This window comes from Aquiflexum balticum DSM 16537, from assembly GCF_900176595.1.
Taxonomy (GTDB): domain Bacteria; phylum Bacteroidota; class Bacteroidia; order Cytophagales; family Cyclobacteriaceae; genus Aquiflexum; species Aquiflexum balticum.
Genome location: NZ_LT838813.1, coordinates 5293124 through 5316480, shown reverse-complemented (window position 1 = coordinate 5316480; position 23357 = coordinate 5293124). Strand labels below are relative to the sequence as shown.

Here is a 23357-nt window from a genome sequence, read left to right as displayed (position 1 = left end):
ATATCATGAGAGAACAGAAGGATGACCTGTTGGCTGGAGGAGGAAAAGGATTCACAAGAATGAATTGCGTCCTGCTTTAGCTGGACGGTTAAAAAAGCCTGTCGTTTTCCAAAGGCTTTAGCCAAATTTATTCATGGATTATCCTTCAAAATTAGGGATAAATATTTTTAGTGGAGACAAAAACACCTTCAAAGAGACAGTCCCTCCAATTCTGGGAATGACGGAGAAAAAAGTATCAATTTAGATTTGGATATCCCTATAAACCGCTCATTAACAATAAATTAAATCAGTCTTAGCATCTCGATTATTTCCACTTAATTTTATAGTGATTTTTCAACTAATTATTGTTTTTGAAAATATTTGGGTTTAGATTGTAGCATATTGGGTTTTGGCTACGTCTTGATGAGTATTAATAGATAATCAAATGATGAATAAAATAAAATAATCTGGAATGAACTGTATTTTATGTGTTTCATTTATATCCTATAAAAATTAGTTATGAAAAATTTATTGATTTTATTGTTATCGGTATTGATTATGGGTTTTAGTTGTACGGATAGCACTAAACCTGTAAGTAGAAATTGTCTATCTGGGGTTATAATTGGAAACGGATGTACTAATGAAGGATTTTTGATTGATGTTGCAGAACTAAAAGACGAAGAAATTGAAGTGGCCTCGGTTACAATCACCAACAAAACATATTTCAATGTAATAATGAGTCTTAGACTTCCGAATGAAGATTACTGGCAAGTTGGAGACATAATATACTTTGAAATAAGTGAAATTCCAGTTGAAAAGGATTCTTATTTCTGTCAGGATTTATATCTTACTGCACCCACCTATAATTTGATCAGGATTTCCAAAAATAATTGTTTGTGAAAAAATTTGTTTTGCTATTAGTTTGTTATTTAACAGTTGTTTTTGGAAACAACTCGTTTTCCCAAGATTATTACTGGTCTTCGGATAGGAAAATCTCTATCGTTAAGGATACTTCGATTTTATTAATCAAGTTTAAGGAAGATCATGATTTCAAAAGTACTTGGGATTTATTCAAAGATAACAAAACAACGCACAAGAATATACTTATGGAGGAAAAGAAAATAGCCATAATTAATATTACTGATTATGATCCAAGTAAATTAGAAGAAATCCTTAATAACTCTAGTTCGATAGAGTATTACACACCAATTTTTAAATCTAATAATACACCCCTTTATCCAACTGATAAAATTATTTTAAAACCCAAATCAGATAGGGATTTTTCTGAAATTAATCGAAAATTTAGCAACTATTTTTCTTCTTTTTACAAGAACAGGTATGGGGTTTATATTATAACATTAAACAATTATTCAAATTTAATACCTGTTTCGAATGAAATATATGAGAGTAATTTGACTGAATACTGCCATCCAAATTTTATAGTGGAGCTGCAGCATGATAATGATCCTTTATATCCTGAACAATATTATTTGAATAATACAGGACAATTTGGTGGGACAGTTGGAATTGATATTAATGTTTTGGGAGCATGGAATAGTATTGGTACTTTTTCTGGTGAATGTAACATCAATGTCGCAATTCTTGATGATGGTGTTGAAAATCATGAAGACTTTGATGGTAGGGTTTTGTTAGGGCATACTATTGGAAACCCTACAGGTTTTGGGGCACCTGGTGCTGGTTCGGCCCATGGGCAGGCATGTGCAGGTATAGTTTCAGCTACGCATAATAATGAATTGGGAATTAAAGGAGTAGCACCTTATACCAATATAATACCAGTGAGAATTTTGGGTGTCGCTGCAGATTTAATTGATATAGCTGATGCAGTTGATTGGGCTTGGGACGAAGGGTTGGCAGATATACTAAGTAATTCATGGGGATTGGGGCCAGGAAACTGTACTCTTACAGGGGTTGATTTTAACAATATTATTGATGCATATGATAGGGCAAGAGATCAGGGAAGGGGAGGTCTTGGTTCAATTGTGGTTTTTTCTTCCGGTAATCATGGGAGCTGCATATCATTTCCCAGAAATATTAATGGAGTTATTACTGTGGGTGCAATTAATAATAATGGACAAATTTGGAATTATAGTAACACAGGGCCCGAAATGGACCTTGTTGCTCCATCCGGTGATACTGATTTAAATGGTAATGTTAGAACTACTGATAGAATGGGTAATAATGGATATGAAAATGGTAATTACACCAACAGATTCGGAGGCACCTCAGCAGCCGCACCTCAGGTCGCAGGTGTTGCGGCTTTAATGCTCTCGGTTAATCCAAATCTGACAGAAGAACAAGTAAGAACTATCTTACAACAGACAGCCACTGATATGGGGCCAATAGGGTTTGATAATACTTTTGGATTTGGCCGTGTAAACGCCCACGCCGCTGTCCAGGCAGCCTTACCCACCATCTCCGGTCCCGACTACCTCTGTTCCACCACTACCTTTACCCTACAGAATGCCCCGGTGGGAAGTACGGTCAGCTGGACAGTCTCCCCAAATCATCTGTTCTCAGGCAGCACATCGGGTAACGGTACAAATGCCAGCCTGAGTCCTGCAAGCTGGGGCACATCCGGACAGGCCACTTTGACCTTTTCTATTGAAGGTGATTGTGGAACCGTGGAATCCTCTACCGAATTCTGGGTCGGTAGGGCCATATCCTATATAGAAGGTCCCTACGACATGGCCGTCAATACGGTGGAGAACTACTTTGCCACCGGCAATCCCTATATGGGCATCACGGATTATCAGTGGTCTGTGTTCCCCTCCGGGTATCATTGGATCGGCAATCAGGGTACCAATGGCATCACCCTGTCCTTCAGCGCGACAGGGCTGTATTCATTGGAACTGGATGTGGTCAATCCCTGTTGTGCCAGGGGCAGCGAGATAGGTATTTACGTCTATAACCCATGGGAGCATTTTACCCTTTACCCCAATCCCACCTCGGATATCCTCCATATCAGTCTGGACCTGGAAGCCCGTGGCAGGGGTGGTGACCAGGATTTTGAGGTCAGTCTCTACGACGGTCAGGGCAGGGAACTGATCCCGGCTAAGCAGGCCCATCAAGAGGCCAGCCTGGATCTCAGCCGTATCCCCAAAGGCTTCTACTATGTCCATATCCACTACAGAGATGCATTGCTTAGAAGACAGATTAGGGTGGAAAGGTAGGAGAAAGAGATTTGAGACTTGAGATGTGAGACACGAGATATAAGACACAAGAAAGACTGTCTAATTGTTAATGGGGGAATCAAGAAAGGGGAGGAGTGGTTGAATTAGGGGTTCATTCAGGAGATCTCCGTAGACCTTAGCGGATCCATTGCGTCTTTTGTGGTTAAATATTTGATGCCAAGTCCGGCTAAGGTCATTATTTTTATGTCTGGGGGATCGTTGATCTATCTAATTTTCCTTCCAACAATGGCGAGAAGTAAGGAATTAAAGGAAATGAATTGCGTCCTGCTTTAGCTGGACGGTTAAAAAAGCCTGTCGCTTTCCAAAGGCTTTAGCCAAATGTATTCATGGATTATCCTTCAAAATTAGGGATAAATATTTTTAGTGGAGACAAAAACACCTACAAAGAAACAGTCCCTCCAATTCTGGGAATTACGGAGAAAGAAGTATCAATTTAGATATGGATATCCCTATAAACCGTTCATTAACAATAAATTAAATCACTCTTAACATCTCGATTATTTCCACTTAATTTTATAGTAATTTTTCAACTAATTATTGTTTTTGAAAATATTTACTTTTAGATTGTAGCATAAAAGGTTTTGGATACGTCATGGATTTGAGGGAAAGAATAGATAATTAGTTTGGGATTAAAAAGAAGGTATTATGGTAGCTCAATTTGGATTCTTTAGAAAAGGAATTTTTGCACTGATGTTTTTAAGTATGATTTTGTTTGGGGCTTGTCAGGAAGATGCATTGCCCCAAGGTGAACTTAAATGCCCTGTGGTGGCTGTGGACGGGCAAGAAGATAATGTGGTGGGGAAGTGGAAAATGGTATGGAGAAGGGAAATAAATTTTTCTACAGGAATTGATACTACGGATTATTCATGCGATAATATTCTATATTTTTTTAAACCAAATGGCTTTTTGGAGGTAAGCAGTGATGTTAAAGAAGCAGGACATTCGGAAGGAAATTATAATTATGAACTCATTTGGGATCCCTATAATTCGGGCGCAGCAACATTTAGGGGGATAAAAATAGGTGATTTTGAACGATGGGCATGCTCTATCAAGACAACAAATATGACGTTGGACACCTCACCTCTGGATGGTCCGACTTTGCATTTTGTAAGAATTGAATAATTTCTAATCCCAATAACGCAATTATGAAAAAATTACTTTACAGTTTGCCTCTTATTGCTTTCATCTTTTTATCTTCAAGTGTTTTTAGTCAAGAGAACCTTTTGTACAAAAGCGTACAGGATGCCAAAACCCTTGAGTTAGACTTCCAAGCGATCCCATCTGCTTTTACACAAGCTCCGGAAATCCGGGAAATTCTGGATCACTTCGAAAGCTTAGGGGAAGTCGATTTTTTCCATTATGATAAAAACATATATGATGGTTTCAGTGAAGCAGTTTCCCTAAACCTCCCCCTTAAAACCGGGCAACTTCAACTCGAACTGCTTGAAGTCCCTGCTTCATTCTATAATTATGAGATAGTGACTAGTGATGGAAAAAGGTTGTCAGCCTCCAAGGGTATCAAGCACTACCGAGGAATTGTGAAGGACGATTGAAACAGCTTGGTGGCAATTAGTTTTATGGAAAATGAGGTGATAGGCTTGATTGCTAAGGATGAAGGAAATTTCAATTTGATATTTGATGAAAAAAGTGGCGTGCATGTTTTTTATAATGATAAAAATTTGAAAAGGAAAATGGAATTTTGGTGCGAGAACCATAACCATAATCACGATTTCAAACAGTATGATCCGGAGGTATTGTCCCAAACATCAAAATCTTCAATCAGTTCGGAAGACGTTTGTATCCGACTTTACCTTGAAACGGAGCATGATATTTTCCAGACGAGAGGAAGTGTGGCCTCGGTGGAAAGCTTTGTCACCTCTGTGTTTAACCAGATGGCCACGTTGTACCAAAATGAAGGTGTTGGAACATCTATTTCCGAGATTTTTGTTTGGACAACACCAGATCCCTATACAGCAACACATCCATTTACCCTTTTGCAGCAATTTCAAAGTCATAGGACTGCATTCAATGGGGATCTTGCTCAGCTGTTGACATTTAGGGGGACTGGCATTGCAGGCCGCAGGGTTTAATGGTCTTTGTAATTCAGATGTTTCTGAAAGACTGTCGGTGTCTATGCTCGAAAACAGTTATCAAACGGTTCCATCATACAGTGGATCTGTCTTTATAATGGCACATGAATTTGGTCATCTGTTCGGTTCATATCATACCCATGCCTGTGCTTGGAATGGAGACAATACGGCCATAGATGGTTGTCAATCTACAGAAGATGTGGGATTTGGCTTTTGTTCGCTACCCGGCATACCGCCCGAAGGAGGTACCATAATGAGTTATTGTACCAACCAAAGTGTGGGCGTTAATTTCAACCTTGGCTTCGGTCCTCAACCGGGCAATGTGATAAGGAGTAGTGTGGCAAACGCCGCTTGTCTATGCGAATGCGTCAATTCAACCATTTCCGGTCCCGACTACCTTTGTTCCACCAATACCTTTACCCTACAGAATGTCCCAGTGGGCAGTACGGTCAGCTGGTCGGTCTCCCCAACCCATCTGTTCTCAGGCAGCACATCGGGTAACGGTACAAATGCCAGCCTGAGTCCTGCAAGCTGGGGCTCATCCGGACAGGCCACTTTGACCTTTTCTATTGAAGGTGATTGCGGAACCGTGGAATCCTCTACCGAATTCTGGGTCGGTAGGGCCATATCCTATATAGAAGGTCCCTACGAGATGGCCATCAATACGGTGGAGAACTACTTTGCCACCGGCAATCCCTATATGGGCATCACGGATTATCAGTGGTCTTTATTCCCCTCCGGGTATCATTGGATCGGCAATCAGGGTACCAATGCCATCACCCTGTCCTTCAGCGCGACAGGGCTGTATTCATTGGAACTGGATGTGGTCAATCCCTGTGGTGCCAGGGGCAGCGAGATAGGTATCTACGTCTATAACCCTTGGGAGCATTTTACCCTTTACCCCAATCCCACATCGGATATCCTTCATATCAGTATGGACTTGGAGACCCGTGGCAGGGATGTTGACCTGGACTTTGAGGTCAGTCTCTTCGACGGTCAGGGCAGGGAACTCATCCCGGCTAAGCAGGCCCATCAAGAGGCCAGCCTGGATCTCAGCCGCATCCCCAAGGGCTTCTACTATGTCCATATCCGCTACAGAGATGCATTGCTTAGAAGACAGATCAGGGTGGAAAGGTAGGGAAAGGAGAAAGGATGAGGGATAAAGGATGAAGGGAAGAAAACAATGAATTGCGTCCTGCTTTAGCTGGACGGTTAAAAAAGCCTGTTGCTTTCCAAAGGCTTTAGCCAAATGTATTCATGTATTATCCTTCAAAATTAGGGATAAATATTTTTAGTGGAGACAAAAACACCTTCAAAGATACAGTCCCTCCAATTCTGGGAATTACGGAGAAAGAAGTATCAATTTAGCAATGGATATCCAGATAAACAGCTCATTAACAATAAATTAAATCACCCTTAACATCTCGATTATTTCCGCTTAATTTTATAGTAATTTTTCAACTAATTATTGTTTTTGAGAATAATTGGGTTTAGATTGTAGCATATTGGGTTTTGGATACGTCATGGCTATGAAATTTTGTCCCACCTAAACAACGGAAGTTATGAGACAATTTGCCTTTACCATTATGCCACTCTTAATCCTTATTTTGGCTTTTTCGTGCTTTGACAAAGAATCGCCAAACCATCCTGTGGAAGTACGGTTTCAGTTACTCAATGACACCGGAGAACCGTCTACTTCTTTTATTGAAGGGGAGGATATCCTTTTTGACTATAGGATCATCAATCGATTAGATGAATCCGTAACGTGGTATTTCGACAGTCATTTTAATTACCGCCAAATGTTTACGGTTTACAGAATTATTCCCCCGAGTTCCGAAATGCCCAATGGTGGTATTGTAGAAATCGGCACTCCCCATACACCCAAATACATGAGGGATTCTAGATGGGGAAGGCATCTTCCGGCCAAAGGAGAAATGGTTATACGAATGTCCTGGAAAGGGGATAATGAAAAGACCTATATGTTTGACAATTGGCAAATCTTCTACCATGAAAGGGATGCACTAACTCCGGGAAAATACTTTGTGGAATTCGAGCAGGAGATCACTTTTGCCCTGTACGAAGCCTTTCATGGAAAATTTAGGATTGATTTTGAGGTTAAATAATATAGAACAGGATATGAAAAATTCCATAAAAATAACTGCAATCATACTACTGATCCTTAGCATTTTTGGATGTGAAGATGAATCATTGCCAGAATGTGTACAGGGTAAAGTGATAGGGTATCAGTCCTGCTACAACGTAAATGTTATACAGGTGCTTTCAGGTACTTTAAAGGGTGAAGAAATTAGATGGGAAGGTGAGCAGTATCAAAATGTTATACAATATCCAGGTGGGGCATTATCTGAAGAAATAATATATTTCAGCTATAGATTCTTTAATGCAGAACAAGACTCAACATATGCTAATCTAATTTGCCTGGCAAATCTCGCTCCTTTGGCCGTTCCTATGATAGTTATTACCGATTATTCAACCGAATATTGTCCGTGAAAAATGAAAAACATTCTACTCTTTTTTAGTTTATTGCTTTTATTCGTAATAGTGTCATCGGTAAACAAAGAAAAACTTTATTTCTGGTCTGATGGGAAAAAGCATTACTTGTCAGTTGATAAAAACTCGATGCTTGTAAAGACAAAGCTTGGGACAGACTTACAGGCTTTAACTTCAAGAATTCAAAAAGCTGATTTATCTTTTTCTGCGAGTAAAACAGTAAATGGAGAAATCATAATCAAATCCAAAACGATACCTTTGGATATTGACAGCATAAAAGTGGAAATTCCTGAAATTGAATCTGCAGCGTATGGTCTTAATTTCGAGGGTGAAGACCCCCCCCCATTTTTATTAACGGAGAGATACTGCTTCAAGCAAAGCCAGGAGTTACCATCGATAGTATCCTTCACTTGATAGAAGGTGAATACAATTCTTTTGTAACAAGGAGGTATAATACCTTTAAAGTATTAATTCGAGACTGGAATAATGTTATTAGCCTCGCTAATTTGATTTACTAAAGTGATCTTGTCAGTTACTGTCACCCAAATTTTAAAGCCTCTGTAGAAAGATATCAGGTGGTTCCAACCGATCCACTTTATCCTGATCAATACTATTTGAATCAGGGAAACAATATTGATATCAATGCCCCCCAGGCTTGGGGCATTACCCAGGGTGTCAGGGAAGTAAGGGTGGCTGTTATTGATGACGGTGTTGAAAACCATGAAGATATTGATGGGAGAGTTCTACCTGGATTTACGCCTACAAATAATACGGGATTTGGAGCACCAGTAGCGCCTCCTCCACCTGCGAATCTACATATAATTGGTCATGGCCAAGCATGTGCCGGTATTATTTCAGCAACTCACAACAATTTGGGTATAGCGGGTGTGGCACCGTGTACACAAATTATTCCAGTGAATATATTCAATGACTGGGACATTGTTACCGACCCTTTTGGTAATCAATGGGTTGTTTTTAATGAAGATATTGATGATTTGGCTGATGCGATAGATTGGGCTTGGGATGATGGTGAGGCGGAGATATTAAGTAATTCCTGGGGTTTCGTTGCCCAAGGAGCTAATTTTGATGAAATCACCTTTGCTATAAACCGTGCCAGAACCCAGGGTAGAGGTGGACTGGGAAGCGTGGTGGTTTTTGCATCGGGAAATTCTCATTCGCGACCTGAGTGCAACAACTGCTTTAACGGCGTAACTTTTCCTGCTAACGTGAACGGAGTGATTACTGTAGGTGCCATTTACAGAAACGGGGATATATGGAATTATAGTAGTCGGGGGCCGCAAATGGATTTGGTAGCTCCCTCTGGAAATTTGGGGGGTAATGGTGATGTAGTCACCACAGACAGGATGGGGAATCTCGGCTATGACAATGGAAATTATACGGATACCTTTGGGGGAACCTCAGCTGCCGCCCCCCAAGTTTCTGGAGTTGCAGCATTAATGCTCTCTGTTAACCCAAACTTGACCGAAGCCCAAGTGAGAACCATTTTACAGCAAACTGCAACGGATATGGGGCCAAGCGGTTTTGATAATACTTTCGGTTTTGGCCGTTTAAATGCTCTAGCAGCCGTCCAGGCAGCCTTACCCACCATTTCCGGCCCCGACTACCTCTGTTCCACCAATGCCTTTACCCTACAGAACGCCCCGGCAGGCAGTACGGTTAGCTGGTCGGTCTCACCTACCCATCTCTTCTCAGGCAGCACATCGGGTAACGGTACAAATGCCAGCCTGAGTCCTGCGGGCTGGACCTCCTCCGGTCAGGCCACTGTGACCTTTTCTATTGAGGGTGATTGTGGAACCGTGGAATCCTCTACAGAATTCTGGGTCGGCAGGGCCGTATCCAGCATAGAAGGTCCCTACGACATGGCCGTCAATACGGTGGAGAACTACTTTGCCACCGGCAATCCCTATATGGGCATCACGGATTATCAGTGGTCTGTGTTCCCCTCCGGGTATCATTGGATCGGCAATCAGGGTACCAATGGCATCACCCTGTCCTTCAGCGCTACAGGGCTGTATTCATTGGAACTGGATGTGGTCAATCCCTGTGGTGCCAGGGGCAGCGAGATAGGTATCTACGTCTATAACCCTTGGGAGCATTTTACCCTTTACCCCAATCCCACATCGGATATCCTTCATATCAGTATGGACTTGGAGACCCGTGGCAGGGATGTTGACCTGGACTTTGAGGTCAGTCTCTTCGACGGTCAGGGCAGGGAACTCATCCCGGCTAAGCAGGCCCATCAAGAGGCCAGCCTGGATCTCAGCCGCATCCCCAAGGGCTTCTACTATGTCCATATCCGCTACAGAGATGCATTGCTTAGAAGACAGATCAGGGTGGAAAGGTAGGGAAAGGAGAAAGGATGAGGGATAAAGGATGAAGGGAAGAAAACAATGAATTGCGTCCTGCTTTAGCTGGACGGTTAAAAAAGCCTGTTGCTTTCCAAAGGCTTTAGCCAAATGTATTCATGTATTATCCTTCAAAATTAGGGATAAATATTTTTAGTGGAGACAAAAACACCTTCAAAGATACAGTCCCTCCAATTCTGGGAATTACGGAGAGAAAAGTATCAATTTAGATATGGATATCCCTATAAACCGTTCATTAACAATAAATTAAATAACCCTTAACATCTCGAATATTTCCACTTAATTTTATAGTGATTTTCCAACTAAATATTGTTTTTGAAAATATTTTGCTTTAAATTGTAGCAGATTGGGTTTTGGATACGTCATGGCTATGATATTCATGGAAAAAAATAGAATGATGAGAACTGTAAGATTGAAAATATGGCCTTGGGCATTAAATGTAATTGTGATATTATTTACGGGGGTTCTTGGGTCATGTCATGAAAATAATGAGCCAATTTTTGAAACCGAAGGATATATAGTTGGTGGCTATCATTGTTTGGGTAACACTGTCATTTCCACTCCCTATGGATCAGGCAGAACCTATTTGATAGAAACCACCTCTCATGAACCCGAATCATTGCTGGTCTTTGGCGTGCCCGAGGATTTGTTTGACTTTCCCGAGAATTGGATGGGGTACTATTCCTTCCCGGAAGAACAGAAAAGAAACCATAAGATCAAGTTCCGGTATAGAAATATCACGAGACCCCGGGATGACAAGTGGTATTCATTTATATGTACAACGGATTATCCTGAATTAAGTGCTTTTTATCCCTCTGTGGTCGTGATTACTGTGAGAAGATTAGATTAACTTATTCCAATTTTAAACTAACTAATAGTATGAGGAAATTATACATAGTGATAGTTCTTTCTGTATTCGTATTTGGCATTTTGTCTTTTATGCATATTATAGAGGATGAGGTTAAATTCTATTATGCTTTTGAAGAAAAAATCCCTCTCATTTCTGTTGAAGGGAAGTTTGTGGTGCGGTATAGGCAAAAAGTTGAAGAAAAAACGGAGACTGATCAGTTGGAAACTTTGTTTCAGGATATTTCCGTGTCATGGCAGGATGACAGGACGGCCATAATCAGTATACCGAAAAGATCAGATTTGGCAGATATCAGGAATCTGCTGGAATCAGAAAACGTGTACACCGTGCAACCCATGTATAGGGTCGAAAAAGGGGCTGAAATGCCCGTTACGGACGAGTTGGTGATAAGTGTTCCAGACCAAAACAAAAGCAAGATCGCAAAGCTCCATGAGCAATATCAATTGACCGTCCTGGAAACCAATAAGATTTTCCAACTTCTTAAGGTACCAGAGGGAGAGGATGCACTTGAAATAGCCAACCGGTATCAGGAAAGCGGTCTGGTCAGATTCTCCCACCCAAATTTCATGGCTTCGATAGAATTCTCTCAGGCAATACCTAACGACCCTTATTTTCTTAACCAATTTTACCTCAGAAACACAGGCCAAGTATTTAATCCCGTGGAAAACCATTCAGGGACTCCAGGGGCTGACATCAGCGTAATGGGAGCGTGGGAGGTGACTATGGGCAATAATGGTATTGTGGTAGCAGTCATCGATGCAGGGGTAACATCAAATCATCCCGACCTTCCCAACACCCGGCAAATCCGTCTAAACGGTAGCAATTTTTCAGGAGGAAATGCAAACGACCCTTCTCCTACGGGGGATAATAACCATGGGAATGCCTGTGCTGGAATAATAGCCGCAACAAGGAATAATGGCGAGGGGATTGCCGGGGTTGCCCCTAATGTAAATATCATGCCTATCAGAGTCACACAATACTTATTTGCTACTACAATTTCAGATGCGATTCTCTTTGCGGTGGATAATGGGGCACATATTATTTCAAATAGTTGGGTTATTCCTGATACATCAAACCCAAATCATTTTCCGGTTGTAGTCGATGCAATTCAATATGCCGTGACTCAGGGAAGGGGTGGACTTGGGTCAATTATGGTGTTCGGTGCTGGTAACACCGCCCGACACGATCAAAATGATCCTGGGGTAGTGCGATTCCCTTCCAATGTAACTATACCCGGGGTCTTTACTGTAGGCGCTTCAGACAGGGATGATCTCCAGGCCAATTATAGTCCTACCAGTGATCCTAATAGTCCGAACAACCAAATCATTGACATCGTGGCTCCCTCCAATAGGGCCAATCCCCCGGCTTTTGGAAACACGGAACATAATGAGGTCTGGACGATAGATATACCCGGGAATCCGGGAAGAAACCCTTCAAAAAACCAAGTTGGCAATATACCGGCGGGTGAGCAATTGCCCGATACGGGATTGAATTTCCTTGCTTACACCGGTAGGTTTGGTGGAACATCAGCATCAACTCCCCAAATTGCGGGGATTGCCGCTTTAGTGCTTTCCGTTAATCCAAACCTTACTCAATGGGATGTATTCAAAATCATTACAGGCACGGCAGATCAGGTAGGTGGATATAACTACATCAACGGAAGAAGCAACGAGCTTGGAAATGGAAGGGCAAATGCCTGTAAAGCAGTTTATGCCGCCACAGCTTCCGTTGTAGGTCCCGACTACCTCTGTTCCACCAATACCTTTACCCTGCAAAACCCGCCCCAAGGAGCCACCGTCTCCTGGACCGCCTTCCCGTCCAATTTGTTCTCCAATGACGGCGACATGGGCGTCACTGCGAATACCGGCCCGGCCAGCTTACACAACAGGGGCTTTGGCACCATTACCTTCCTTATTGAAACCGATTGTGGGGAGGTGGAAATAACCAAAACGGTATGGGTGGGAACCCCCTCTTTTACCAACCCCACCGTAGACGGAAATCCGTATATCATAGGCTCCTGCCACGGGGTATGCCCGGGCTTCCACCAGGCTGAGGTTACCATAGGCGGACTTACCAATGCCATGCCACCGGACGTCAACTGGCAGCTTAGCGGAGGTCCAGTGAGCTGGTCCTGGGACCATTTCACCAGCCGCATCACCTTTGAGGTGCAGCCCATGACCTCCTTCCCTTTCTCCTTAAACGGCACAGCCACCAACCCTTGTGGCAGCACTCCCTTCACCTTCTGCTTTATCAGCGGCCCCAACTGCCCCATGGGCAGCTACGCCCTTAGCCCTAACCCCGCAGACGGGGAGGTAGTGGTCACGAACCAGGCCGCTACCGAAGAGGATACCGATCAAGCAGTCGAAATCCTAATCATCAGCCATTCCTTCGAGACGGTCTATTCTATGACGGCAAAAGGTAAAAAAATAAGGGTACCCACCGGCCAACTTCCCAACGGCCAATACGTTCTTCAGATCTCCGACAAAAACGGCGTTTACAGGAAACACCTGATCATCCGCCATTAGCATCAATTACCGGCCCTTCCGAAATCTGGGCGCTTCGGAAGGGCTTTCTGGTTCCTCTTTTATTGCTTTTAAGCTACCCTCTTATTGTAAAAGTTTCAGTCTCTTTAGCCAAATGTATTCTTTGTCCACCCTTAATAATTAGGGATAAATATTGTTTGAGGGTCAAAAACATCGGCGGAGAGACAGTCCCTCAATTCCTGGAATTCTGGAGAGAATAGTATCAATATTGAAATGGATTCCTATATAAAGTGCACATTCACAATGTATTAAATCACCCCTAATATCCCGATCATTCACGCTTAATTTCTTAGTAATTTTTAAACTAATTATTGTTTTTGAAAATAATTGGGTTTAAATTGTAGCATATTCATAGTTTACTGCGTCCTGGCACTAAGATACATTAATAGTTTTTCCAGCATATACTATTTATCCAATGCATTCCAGAAAATTTAAGAAACCAACTTTATTGAACTCGAGCATAAGCTGCTTTAAGACTAGCATTTTAATGTTTTGTTTGGCATGTGTCAATTCTCCCGGTCCGGAGGAATGCATAGGTAAAGAAATAGAGTCGGATTCATTTTGGGTTTATGATGGTACATGCCTTAAAAATGCGGATTTGGGATTGGATGAAGATGGAGTCCGGAAAATCACAAACGAAGACCAATACAGCATTTTTACAGATTGCCTACCCGAAAATCCTGAAGTTGATTTTACTATAAGCTATGTATTGGTAATCAAAACTCCTCCGCGAACATCTTTTCCATTTATACAGGAGATTAAGCTTATTGAAACCTGTATTCAGCAATATAAAATTCAAATTGAAATTATTGAAACGATGTTTCAAGAAGCAAACGTATCCAAATATGTTTTTGTCAACTTACCAATTGAAATCCCAGAACCTAAAATTGAAATAATATGGCTTTAAGATTATTTCTTTTTTTACTTTTTTTTGGACAGATACAATCCATTTTGGCCCAAGAAAAAAAGGATTATTATTATCTCAAAAACAAGAAAACATCTTTGATTGAACAGAAAGGGATATATTTTGTCAAATTTGGAACAAATTTTAATAAGTCCGATTTAAAACAGATGGGAATCAAAGAAGAAGACATTCTTTATTTTCAAAACAAAAATTCTTTGGGGGCAATAGAGAAATCACGGGATGATATTGATTTTTCCTTTTCAATAATAAAAGCTGCTGACCCAAAATTTCTAAAGGGAAATTTTTATACCATGCCCTATTACCTAACCGAAAAAGGTACGCATGTAGGGATATCACATCTCTTTACTGTAAAACTAAGATCACCGGAGGACTACAATAAACTTAGCTCTTTGGCTGAGGATTATGGTGTGAAAATTGTGGGTAAACATACGTACAGACCGCTTTGGTACACGCTGTCCTGCGATTTGGGTTCAAAGGGGAATGCCCTGGACCTGGCCAATATATTTTTTGAGAGTGGGTTGTTTGAGTACTCCCAACCGGATATCATGCAGGAAATTGAAATGTTATCCTGTGCGAACGGAATAGATGATCCCCAATTTGTTGACCAGTGGAATTTGAAAAATACAGGACAGAATGGTGGACTGCCAGGAGCTGATATTAATATCTGTCCGGTTTGGGATATAACCAAAGGATCAAATGATGTGGTAATTGCAGTGCTGGATATGGGAATTCAAACTAATCATCCCGACCTTACAAATCTCACATCATTCAGTTATGACGTGGACGCCGGTTGGTCACCTGGGTATTGCTGTCTCCCACATGGAATGAGGGTAGCCGGGATTTCTGGTGCGGATCATAACGATGATGGAATAGCGGGTATCAGTCCCAACTCCCCATTAATGTCTATCACCAATTCGAATCTCCCTTCACCGGGAATTATAATAAAATGGGCTGATGCAATTGATATAGCAAGATTGAATGGCGCTTCAGTATTGACTTGTGCATGGAGATACTCAGAAAATTATCCTGAAATTGAAGAGGCCATAGAAAATGCTGTTCTATTTGGTCGAAACGGTAAAGGTTGTGTTATTGTTTCTGGTAGTGGCAATAATGACACTATTCCTTTAGGTTATCCAGCTCTATTCGAAAGTGTTCTCGCAATTGGTGCAACTGACCGAAATGATACAAGAGCTAGCACATCAATCTTTACCTCTTCATTTGGCAATATGTTGGACGTGGTTGCCCCGGGAGTTGAAATACCGACCTTGAACTATAATGCAAACCTGACTCCCCCGTCGGATAATTATTGGGTTATGAATGGCACTTCTGCCTCAACTTCCCATGTATCTTCTCTTGCAGCACTGATTCTTTCTGTGAATAATGACCTGACTTATTTGGAGGTAATTGATATCATCAGAAGTACTGCCCAGAAAGTTGGAGGGTATAATTATGTTTTAGGTCAGGGTCATGACCCAAACTACAGTTGGAACAATGAAATGGGATTTGGACGTATTGATGCATGCAAAGCCATCTATAAAACTTTGGAATCGGTAGTAAACATCACCGGCCCCGACTACCTCTGTTCCACCAGTACCTTTACCCTACAGAATGCGCCGACGGGAAGCTCGGTTACTTGGTCGGTATCTCCGACCCATCTTTTCTCAGGCAGCACCTCCGGAAGCGGGGCAAGTGCCAGCCTGAGTCCTGCAAGCTGGGCTTCCTCGGGACAAGCCACTGTGACTTTTTCCATAGATGGAGGATGTGGAGTCATTGAATCCTCTACCGAATTCTGGGTCGGTAGGGCCGTATCCAGCATAGAAGGTCCCTACGACATGGCCGTCAATACGGTGGAGAACTACTTTGCCACCGGCAATCCCTATATGGGCATCACGGATTACCAGTGGTCTGTGTTCCCCTCCGGGTACCATTGGATAGGCAATCAGGGTACCAACGGCATCACCCTGTCCTTCAGCGCGACAGGGCTGTATTCATTGGAACTGGATGTGGTCAATCCCTGTGGTGCCAGGGGCAGCGAGATAGGTATCTACGTCTATAACCCCTGGGAGCATTTTACCCTTTACCCCAATCCCACATCGGACATCCTCCATATCAGTATGGACTTGGAGACCCGTGGCAGGGGTGGTGACCAGGACTTTGAGGTCAGTCTCTACGACGGTCAGGGCAGGGAACTGATCCCTGCAAAGCTGGCCCATCAGCAGACCAGCCTGGACCTAAGCCGCATCCCCAAGGGCTTCTACTATGTCCATATCCGCTACAGAGATGCACTGCTTAGAAGGCAGATCAGGGTGGAGAGATAGGGGGGCGATTTTAGATTTTTGATTTTAGATTTTAGAATTAAAAATGAGATAGCAGTTAGGATGATGGGGGACATTCCGGAAGGCAGACAGGCATAAGACATAAAGCCTGTCCCGAGAATCGGGAACACAAGAAAGCTTGTCTAATTGTAAATGGGGGAATCAAGAAAGGGGAGGAGTGGTTGAATTAGGGGTTCATTCAGGAGATCTCCGTAGACCTTAGCGGATCCATTGCGTCTTTTGCGGCTAAATATTTGATGCCAAGTCCGGATAAGGTCATTATTTTTATGTCTGGGGGATCGTTGATCTATCTAATTTTCCTTCCAAATATGTCGAGAAGTAAGGAATTAAAGGAAATGAATTGCGTCCTGCTTTAGCTGGACGATTTAAAAAGCCTCTCGCTTTCCAAAGGCTTTAGCCAAATGTATTCATGTATTATCCTTCAAAATTAGGGGTAAATATTTTTAGTGGAGACAAAAACACCTACAAAGAAACAGTCCCTCCAATTCTGAGAATTACGGAGAAAGAAGTATCAATTTAGATATGGATATCCATATAAACCGCTCATTAACAATAAATTAAATCAGTCTTAACATCTCGATTATTTCCGCTTAATTTTATAGTAATATTTCAACTAATTATTGTTTTTGAAAATGATTTGCCTTAATTTGTAGCGAAATGACCTTGACTTTCGTCTAAGATAAAAGAAGAATTATTCTGGTTTTAGAGCTTATAATTTAAAATTGAAATAAGATGATGAAGAACGGAGGATTAAATTTCGGGAAATTCAGCTGTTTGATGCTCTTAATCAGTGGGATGACCCTGTTCGGTTCATGTCAGGACTTGGAACAGGCAAAGGAAATATTTTTGTCCTTATCTGAAATTGAGAATCTTCCTGAAAGCGACACCTTTCCCCTAGTGGGCACCAGATGGAGGCTTCTAGGTTTTGGGGAAGAAGGGAGTGAAAGGATCAGGATAGCTGAACCAAGTGAAACGGATTCGCAGCTATGGTTGGAGTTTTTTGAAGATGGAACCATAGAAGGGCGTTCATCTAATAATTTATTGTCTGGAAAGTTTCATAATTTCTCTAATAATCAGTTTGAATTATTAGAGTTTTATGTTTTAAGTTATGCCTTAGAGTCAGGCGATGGCTTTTACATGACCAGTAGTCTTAAGAATGCGGATATAGGGAATGTAGAAACAAAAGGATTAAAAGTTTATTATACCGAAAATGAGCGAAGAAAATTTATGCTGTTTAGACCATTGATGCCATGAAGAAAAAAGTTCTACTTTTTATTTGCTTTGCCCTGATTTCTATTGTGGGTTATAGTCAGATCAGTACTGATGAAATTCCACCTAGTTTTTATTTGGAATCCTTAGATTCTGAGGCCAGTGCTATCGATCACTTTATTGCCACAAGTCCCTCCATGGAGCTAATTGCAAAAGAAGATCGAGAAGACCAGGAGAAAGGCCTTCCCCCTCGTTTCGGGTATCCCATTGATGCAGGGCTCAACCTAAGCAACTCTGGTAAATGGGCGGAACTTCCCAATGGGGACAAAGTTTGGATTCTTAAAATTATAAGTCCCGGGGCACATTCCATTAATCTTTTATATGACAAGTTTTGGATACCGGAAGGCAGTAAATTTTTCGTTTATAGTGAGGACAAAAGACAGGTTCACGGAGCTTTTACTTCGAAGAACAATAAAGGCACAAAAAACGATCCTGTCGGGTTTGCTACAACATTGGTCTTTGGGGAAAATACCATTCTTGAATATTACCTTCCTAAAGGGGTAGAAGATAATCCTGTGATTTCAATTGAAAAGATAGTCCACGGCTATCGGGATATTGGTGCTTTTAAATCTCAAAACACAACTAATTTCGGTGGGGCAGGGAACTGTCAGGTAAATGTCAATTGTCCAGAAGGAACTGATTGGCAAGAAGAGAAGAATGCTGTTGCTTTGATTTTGGTAAACGGAATAAGGGAATGTACTGGATCTTTAATTGTCAATTCTTGTATGGATGACAGGGCATATTTTTTGACAGCAGACCATTGCTTATATTCAGGGGATGCTAATACAAATCCCAACCTTTTTCAATGGAGTTTTTACTGGCACTATGAGAGCCCGGGGTGTGCCAATCCCGGTACTGAGCCACCTATTCTAGCGACAAGCGGAGCGGTGGTTGTGGCCAATAACCCTGTGACTGATTTTGCTTTATTGGAGTTGATAGAGCATCCCGGGGATAAAACTGGAGTAAGCCCATATTTTTTGGGATGGGACAGGTCGGGCAATGCGGGAACTGGTGGAGTGGGGATTCATCATCCAAGAGGTGATTTAAAGAAAATATCAACATATAGTGGAACACCGACCAATTCTACTTGTCTTGGAGGAGTCAATCATCTTTTTTGGCAGACAGGGTTTGATGCCACACAAAATGGCCATTCAATCCCCGAACGCGGTTCTTCAGGATCTCCCTTGATCAATTCGGGCCGCAGGGTGATCGGTCAGTTATTGGGGCCAGGAAATTGCCCTCCTGATTTATGCAGTACAGCTCCGGAATTGGAAGTGGTTTCCTATGGAAAATTCGATGTATCATGGACAGGTAACAACCATCCTGATGTGCGTCGAAGACTGAATCATTGGCTTCATCCTGGCGGTGGCACAGCTCCTTTAACGATGGATGGTAAGGCTTACACCTTCATCTCCGGCCCCGACTACCTCTGTTCCACCTATGCCTTTACCCTACAGAACGCCCCGGCAGGCAGTACGGTAAGCTGGTCGGTCTCACCTACCCACCTCTTTTCTGGCAGTACATCCGGCAGTGGGAGTTCTGCGCCGCTGAGCCCATCAGGTTCCACTGCCTCGGGACAGGCGACCATAACCTTTGCGATAGATACAGATTGCGGGGAAGTGGAGATGCAGAGACCCTTCTGGGTCGGCAGGGCACGCGCGGATATCATAGGCCCTTACGATATGCCAACCAATACCGTGGAGGCCTATTATGCGGAAGGGGGTTTTCCCTATATGGGCATGTTACACCTTATGGGCATCACGGATTACCAATGGTCGGTCTATCCTTCGGGATACGATTGGATCTATGGGCAGGGGATGCCCGGCATCACACTCACCATCAGCTTCCCCGGGTTTTACTCCCTCGGATTGGATGTCACCAATCCCTGTGGGGTGATGGGCACGGAAATACCTGTCCATGTCTATAACCCTTGGGAGCATTTTACCCTCTACCCCAATCCCACCTCGGACATCCTCCATATCAGTCTGGACCCGGAAGCCCGTGGCAGGGATGTTGACCAGGACTTTGAGGTCAGCCTCTACGACGGTCAGGGCAGGGAACTTATCCCGGCTAAGCCGGCCCATCAGCAGACCAGCCTGAACCTCAGCCGCATCCCCAAAGGCTTCTACTATGTCCATATCCGCTACAAAGACGCCCTGCTCAGAAGACAGATCAGGGTGGAGAGATAGGGGGGCGATTTTAGATTTTTGATTTTAGATTTTAGAATTAAAAATGAGATAGCAGTTAGGATGATGGGGGACATTCCGGAAGGCAGACAGGCATAAGACATAAAGCCTGTCCCGAGAATCGGGAACACAAGAAAGCTTGTCTAATTGTAAATGGGGGAATCAAGAAAGGGGAGGAGTGGTTGAATTAGGGGTTCATTCAGGAGATCTCCGTAGACCTTAGCGGATCCATTGCGTCTTTTGCGGCTAAATATTTGATGCCAAGTCCGGATAAGGTCATTATTTTTATGTCTGGGGGATCGTTGATCTATCTAATTTTCCTTCCAAATATGTCGAGAAGTAAGGAATTAAAGGAAATGAATTGCGTCCTGCTTTAGCTGGACGATTTAAAAAGCCTCTCGCTTTCCAAAGGCTTTAGCCAAATTTAAATCCTGATTTCTCTGAATCCCTTGGAAGATTTGTTAAATTCCATTACATTAAGATGCTTGTCAAAAAGCCTGATAATTTTAAAAAAAATAAAGTAAAACATTAAACCCAAAATTAATGAGCGATAATTCTTATAAGCAAGTAGGGGTTTGGATAGACCACGCCAAAGCCCACCTGGTAGGGTATAAAAAAGGAAAAGTTGAAGTCATCGAGACCATTGAATCTCCTTATGAAAGTATCAAAAGGACAGAAGGTGAAGTCAATGATATGACACGATTTTCCCCTAATCCGGAACATACCTCCAATAATGAACACAAAAAGAACAACATTACCCAAAATGAACACAATGAGTACTTCAAATTGATGGAAGCCAAGCTTCATGCCTTTGACGATATCTTCTTGTTCGGTCCGGGTACTGCCAAAGAAAAAATGAGAAACCGGTTAAGAGAAAACAAATCTTTCAACGGTAAATGGTTTGCTGTGCAAAGCAGTGATAAAATGACTGACAATCAGCTTTTGGCGTTTGTAAGGGAGTTTTACGACAATGCTACCCCCTAAGTTGATATCAAATTTGCAAAACCCTTTTTGATTTTGCCCACGGCATCAAAGGAGTCGTCAATATTGATGACTCCTTTTCCTATTTCATGCCAATAACCATCCCCACAATCTATAAATTGACCCTTCTGTTGAGGCGGTTTTTGCTTTGCTTTGCTGTAATCATAATCCGGTAAAAAAATATAGGAAAGCAGTGTTCTTGTTTCCTCCCAATCAGCTTCTTTGGGTTGGCCATTCAGATAAACCTCTACCTTTCTGATGGAAAACTTTACCGTCAGATTGATTTCAAGAGATTTGTTTTCATCCCGGACAATATAATTCAGTGTAAGGGGTGCTTCTTTTTTGTCGATTTCATAGATCGCCTGAATATAGTCCTGAGCAAAATGCTGCCATTCCTGTTGGTTCAAAGGTGTGGTCCTACTGATTTTTCCGTGCCTGTCCTTGGTGAGTATATTGATTCCGCCCTCTTCATCCAACTTGTTGTTTGACCATTTTGATTTTGCATAAAGTTCCTTCAGAGGCTTTTCCCACACGGTAGGAATTTCACCCTGAAAATGAAAGTCATCATCCAAAGTGAATCCTTCATCAATGACTTCCTGTTCCGTGATTTCTTCTCTGTCGGTATATACCAAATCAAGTGTAGTGTCGAGGAAGTTTTTACCAAAGGAAATTTTTAATTTATAAATATGGCTGTAAGGTGGAGGAACCATTCCCGATTCAAAAACAATTTCTAGCCGGGTAAGGTCATCAGTTTTAAGATGCATAATACTTTTTCAAAAAGACAATTTGTTTAAAGCCTAAAATTAGCCATTTTTATGGATAGTTCAATAATTTGGGTCAAGACCAAGATATAGGAAATATAATTTCAAAGGAATTAGTTTTGAATCGTGCTCCAAAAAAAAAAATATTATTTTTGAAAAATTTTCTTACATCATGAAAGGAATTCTCCACCCTATCCGCTTAGTATTTGTTTCACTTCTTATCTTTAGTTGCGAAAAGAAAACGGAAACCATCCTTATTCAAAATCTCAAAGCTGTGGAAGTTGCAGAGGCGACTGTTCCAATTTACAAAGATTTCGTGGGGCAGGTTTACGGAAAGGCTGATATTCCAATCCGGGCTAGAGTGGATGGTTTTATCGAGAAAATCCACTTCAATGAAGGCCTGAGGGTCACTAAAGGCCAGTTACTTTATTCTATTGATGATTATCCCTACAGATTGGATGTCACCAGAGAGCAAAGCCGCCTTTCTGAATCAAGGATTATGTTGGTCAATGCAACAAATGATCTTGAGAGAATTCAACCCTTGGCAGATCTCAATGCTGTAAGTAAAAGAGATCTCGATGCGGCTATTGCAAGAAAAGAAGCCGCTGAGGAATCCTTGAAGGCTGCTGAAGCCAGTCTTAGTCTTTCAAAAGTTAATTTAGGTTACGCCAAAATTTATGCTCCTATCACCGGAATCATTGGGAAAACAAAAGCAAAAGTAGGAGAGTACGTTGGAAGGTCTCCCAATCCGGTTATTCTGAATACAGTTTCCCAGATAGACAGCGTCATTGTTGAATTCTTTTTAAGTGAAAGGGATTACCTCACCTTAGCCAGGGAGGTGATTGAATTGTCTTCGACAGATGCAAAAAAAGCGGACTTACCTTTAGAATTATATTTGGCAGATGGTGAATTGTTTCCGTTTCAAGGAAAATTCAGGTTTATTGATAGGGAGGTAGATCCTAATACAGGATCAATTTTGATTCAGAGTATTTTTCCGAATCCTAAAGGTCTCATTCGCCCGGGACAATTTGCAAAAGTCAGGAGTATGGTCAACGTGGTGGAAAATGCCTTGGTCATCCCTCAGCGTTGTGCTTTTGAAGTTCAGGGATTTTTCAATGTTTACGTGGTGGATTCAGAAAATATAGTGGTCCAGAAACAGGTGAAAATTTTTGATAGTTTTGAAGATAAATTCATCATCGAATCAGGTCTTGAAAAAGGAGACAAGGTTTTGATAGATGGTCTGATGACCGTAAAGGGAGGCCAAAAGGTTAATATAGAAATCATTCAATTCAACGCTGAAAAATAGGCTTCC

19 protein-coding genes are annotated in these 23357 nt (G+C 42.0%); 18 read left to right on the top strand and 1 reads right to left on the bottom strand.

Going from position 1 to position 23357, the window contains the following annotated elements:
* Positions 1-498 precede the first annotated feature (498 nt).
* From B9A52_RS22475 to B9A52_RS22395, 17 genes are all read left to right on the top strand, one after another.
* Positions 499-879: a hypothetical protein gene (locus B9A52_RS22475; protein ID WP_084122842.1), complete on the top strand. Its 381-nt coding sequence runs from the start codon at positions 499-501 to the stop codon at positions 877-879.
* A gap of 542 nt (positions 880-1421) precedes the next feature.
* Positions 1422-3170: a S8 family serine peptidase gene (locus B9A52_RS22470; protein WP_172805266.1), complete on the top strand. Its 1749-nt coding sequence runs from the start codon at positions 1422-1424 to the stop codon at positions 3168-3170.
* A 666-nt stretch (positions 3171-3836) separates the two neighbouring features.
* Positions 3837-4313 carry a hypothetical protein gene (locus tag B9A52_RS22465; RefSeq protein ID WP_084122840.1) on the top strand — a complete coding sequence of 159 codons (477 nt, stop codon included), beginning with the start codon at positions 3837-3839 and terminating at the stop codon, positions 4311-4313.
* A gap of 23 nt (positions 4314-4336) precedes the next feature.
* A complete protein-coding gene (locus B9A52_RS26645) occupies positions 4337-4744 on the top strand; it encodes a hypothetical protein (protein WP_084122839.1) in 408 nt (135 codons plus the stop codon).
* 9 nt (positions 4745-4753) lie between these two features.
* Entirely contained in the window at positions 4754-5281 is a 528-nt protein-coding gene (locus tag B9A52_RS22455; protein ID WP_157370266.1) for a hypothetical protein, read from the top strand.
* Entirely contained in the window at positions 5262-6419 is a 1158-nt protein-coding gene (locus tag B9A52_RS22450; RefSeq protein WP_172805265.1) for a T9SS type A sorting domain-containing protein, read from the top strand. The genes B9A52_RS22455 and B9A52_RS22450 overlap by 20 nt, the downstream gene beginning before the upstream one ends.
* Before the next feature lie 424 nt (positions 6420-6843).
* Positions 6844-7404, top strand: coding sequence for a hypothetical protein (locus B9A52_RS22445; protein WP_084122836.1), 561 nt, complete (start codon positions 6844-6846; stop codon positions 7402-7404).
* Positions 7370-7789, top strand: a complete 420-nt coding sequence (locus tag B9A52_RS22440; RefSeq protein WP_084122835.1) for a hypothetical protein — start codon at positions 7370-7372, stop codon at positions 7787-7789. Before B9A52_RS22445 ends, B9A52_RS22440 begins: the two co-directional genes overlap by 35 nt.
* Before the next feature lie 3 nt (positions 7790-7792).
* The gene (locus B9A52_RS22435) at positions 7793-8203 is read left to right on the top strand and encodes a hypothetical protein (RefSeq protein WP_084122834.1); all 411 of its coding nucleotides are present in this window, start codon (positions 7793-7795) and stop codon (positions 8201-8203) included.
* A gap of 161 nt (positions 8204-8364) precedes the next feature.
* Positions 8365-10155 (top strand): S8 family serine peptidase, encoded by a 1791-nt coding sequence (locus tag B9A52_RS22430; protein WP_084122833.1) that lies wholly within the window; start codon positions 8365-8367, stop codon positions 10153-10155.
* 415 nt (positions 10156-10570) lie between these two features.
* Positions 10571-11026, top strand: a complete 456-nt coding sequence (locus B9A52_RS22425) for a hypothetical protein (protein ID WP_157370265.1) — start codon at positions 10571-10573, stop codon at positions 11024-11026.
* A 29-nt stretch (positions 11027-11055) separates the two neighbouring features.
* Positions 11056-13569 carry a S8 family serine peptidase gene (locus B9A52_RS22420; RefSeq protein ID WP_084122831.1) on the top strand — a complete coding sequence of 838 codons (2514 nt, stop codon included), beginning with the start codon at positions 11056-11058 and terminating at the stop codon, positions 13567-13569.
* Between the two features lie 505 nt (positions 13570-14074).
* Positions 14075-14494, top strand: a complete 420-nt coding sequence (locus B9A52_RS22415) for a hypothetical protein (RefSeq protein WP_084122830.1) — start codon at positions 14075-14077, stop codon at positions 14492-14494.
* Complete coding sequence (locus B9A52_RS22410) at positions 14485-16830, top strand: S8 family serine peptidase (protein WP_084122829.1); 2346 nt, start codon at positions 14485-14487, stop codon at positions 16828-16830. Before B9A52_RS22415 ends, B9A52_RS22410 begins: the two co-directional genes overlap by 10 nt.
* A gap of 750 nt (positions 16831-17580) precedes the next feature.
* A complete protein-coding gene (locus tag B9A52_RS22405; RefSeq protein ID WP_157370264.1) occupies positions 17581-18102 on the top strand; it encodes a hypothetical protein in 522 nt (173 codons plus the stop codon).
* Positions 18099-20306, top strand: coding sequence for a T9SS type A sorting domain-containing protein (locus tag B9A52_RS22400; protein ID WP_084122827.1), 2208 nt, complete (start codon positions 18099-18101; stop codon positions 20304-20306). Before B9A52_RS22405 ends, B9A52_RS22400 begins: the two co-directional genes overlap by 4 nt.
* A gap of 540 nt (positions 20307-20846) precedes the next feature.
* The gene (locus tag B9A52_RS22395) at positions 20847-21287 is read left to right on the top strand and encodes a hypothetical protein (RefSeq protein ID WP_084122826.1); all 441 of its coding nucleotides are present in this window, start codon (positions 20847-20849) and stop codon (positions 21285-21287) included.
* Here B9A52_RS22395 and B9A52_RS22390 read toward each other — a convergent pair.
* Positions 21284-22048, bottom strand: coding sequence for a hypothetical protein (locus B9A52_RS22390; protein ID WP_084122825.1), 765 nt, complete (start codon positions 22046-22048; stop codon positions 21284-21286). The genes B9A52_RS22395 and B9A52_RS22390 overlap by 4 nt on opposite strands.
* 169 nt (positions 22049-22217) lie before the next feature.
* On the opposite strand from B9A52_RS22390, the gene B9A52_RS22385 reads away from it, so the two are divergent.
* Complete coding sequence (locus tag B9A52_RS22385; protein ID WP_157370263.1) at positions 22218-23351, top strand: efflux RND transporter periplasmic adaptor subunit; 1134 nt, start codon at positions 22218-22220, stop codon at positions 23349-23351.
* Positions 23352-23357: the final 6 nt, after the last annotated feature.

Coding starts and splice junctions, on each gene's coding strand:
- B9A52_RS22475 (WP_084122842.1), top strand. CDS start 499: ATGAAAAATTTATTGATTTTATTGTTATCGGTATTGATTATGGGTTTT.
- B9A52_RS22465 (WP_084122840.1), top strand. CDS start 3,837: ATGGTAGCTCAATTTGGATTCTTTAGAAAAGGAATTTTTGCACTGATG.
- B9A52_RS26645 (WP_084122839.1), top strand. CDS start 4,337: ATGAAAAAATTACTTTACAGTTTGCCTCTTATTGCTTTCATCTTTTTA.
- B9A52_RS22445 (WP_084122836.1), top strand. CDS start 6,844: ATGAGACAATTTGCCTTTACCATTATGCCACTCTTAATCCTTATTTTG.
- B9A52_RS22440 (WP_084122835.1), top strand. CDS start 7,370: ATGGAAAATTTAGGATTGATTTTGAGGTTAAATAATATAGAACAGGAT.
- B9A52_RS22435 (WP_084122834.1), top strand. CDS start 7,793: ATGAAAAACATTCTACTCTTTTTTAGTTTATTGCTTTTATTCGTAATA.
- B9A52_RS22425 (WP_157370265.1), top strand. CDS start 10,571: ATGATGAGAACTGTAAGATTGAAAATATGGCCTTGGGCATTAAATGTA.
- B9A52_RS22420 (WP_084122831.1), top strand. CDS start 11,056: ATGAGGAAATTATACATAGTGATAGTTCTTTCTGTATTCGTATTTGGC.
- B9A52_RS22415 (WP_084122830.1), top strand. CDS start 14,075: ATGTTTTGTTTGGCATGTGTCAATTCTCCCGGTCCGGAGGAATGCATA.
- B9A52_RS22410 (WP_084122829.1), top strand. CDS start 14,485: ATGGCTTTAAGATTATTTCTTTTTTTACTTTTTTTTGGACAGATACAA.
- B9A52_RS22405 (WP_157370264.1), top strand. CDS start 17,581: ATGATGAAGAACGGAGGATTAAATTTCGGGAAATTCAGCTGTTTGATG.
- B9A52_RS22400 (WP_084122827.1), top strand. CDS start 18,099: ATGAAGAAAAAAGTTCTACTTTTTATTTGCTTTGCCCTGATTTCTATT.
- B9A52_RS22395 (WP_084122826.1), top strand. CDS start 20,847: ATGAGCGATAATTCTTATAAGCAAGTAGGGGTTTGGATAGACCACGCC.
- B9A52_RS22390 (WP_084122825.1), bottom strand. CDS start 22,048: ATGCATCTTAAAACTGATGACCTTACCCGGCTAGAAATTGTTTTTGAA.
- B9A52_RS22385 (WP_157370263.1), top strand. CDS start 22,218: ATGAAAGGAATTCTCCACCCTATCCGCTTAGTATTTGTTTCACTTCTT.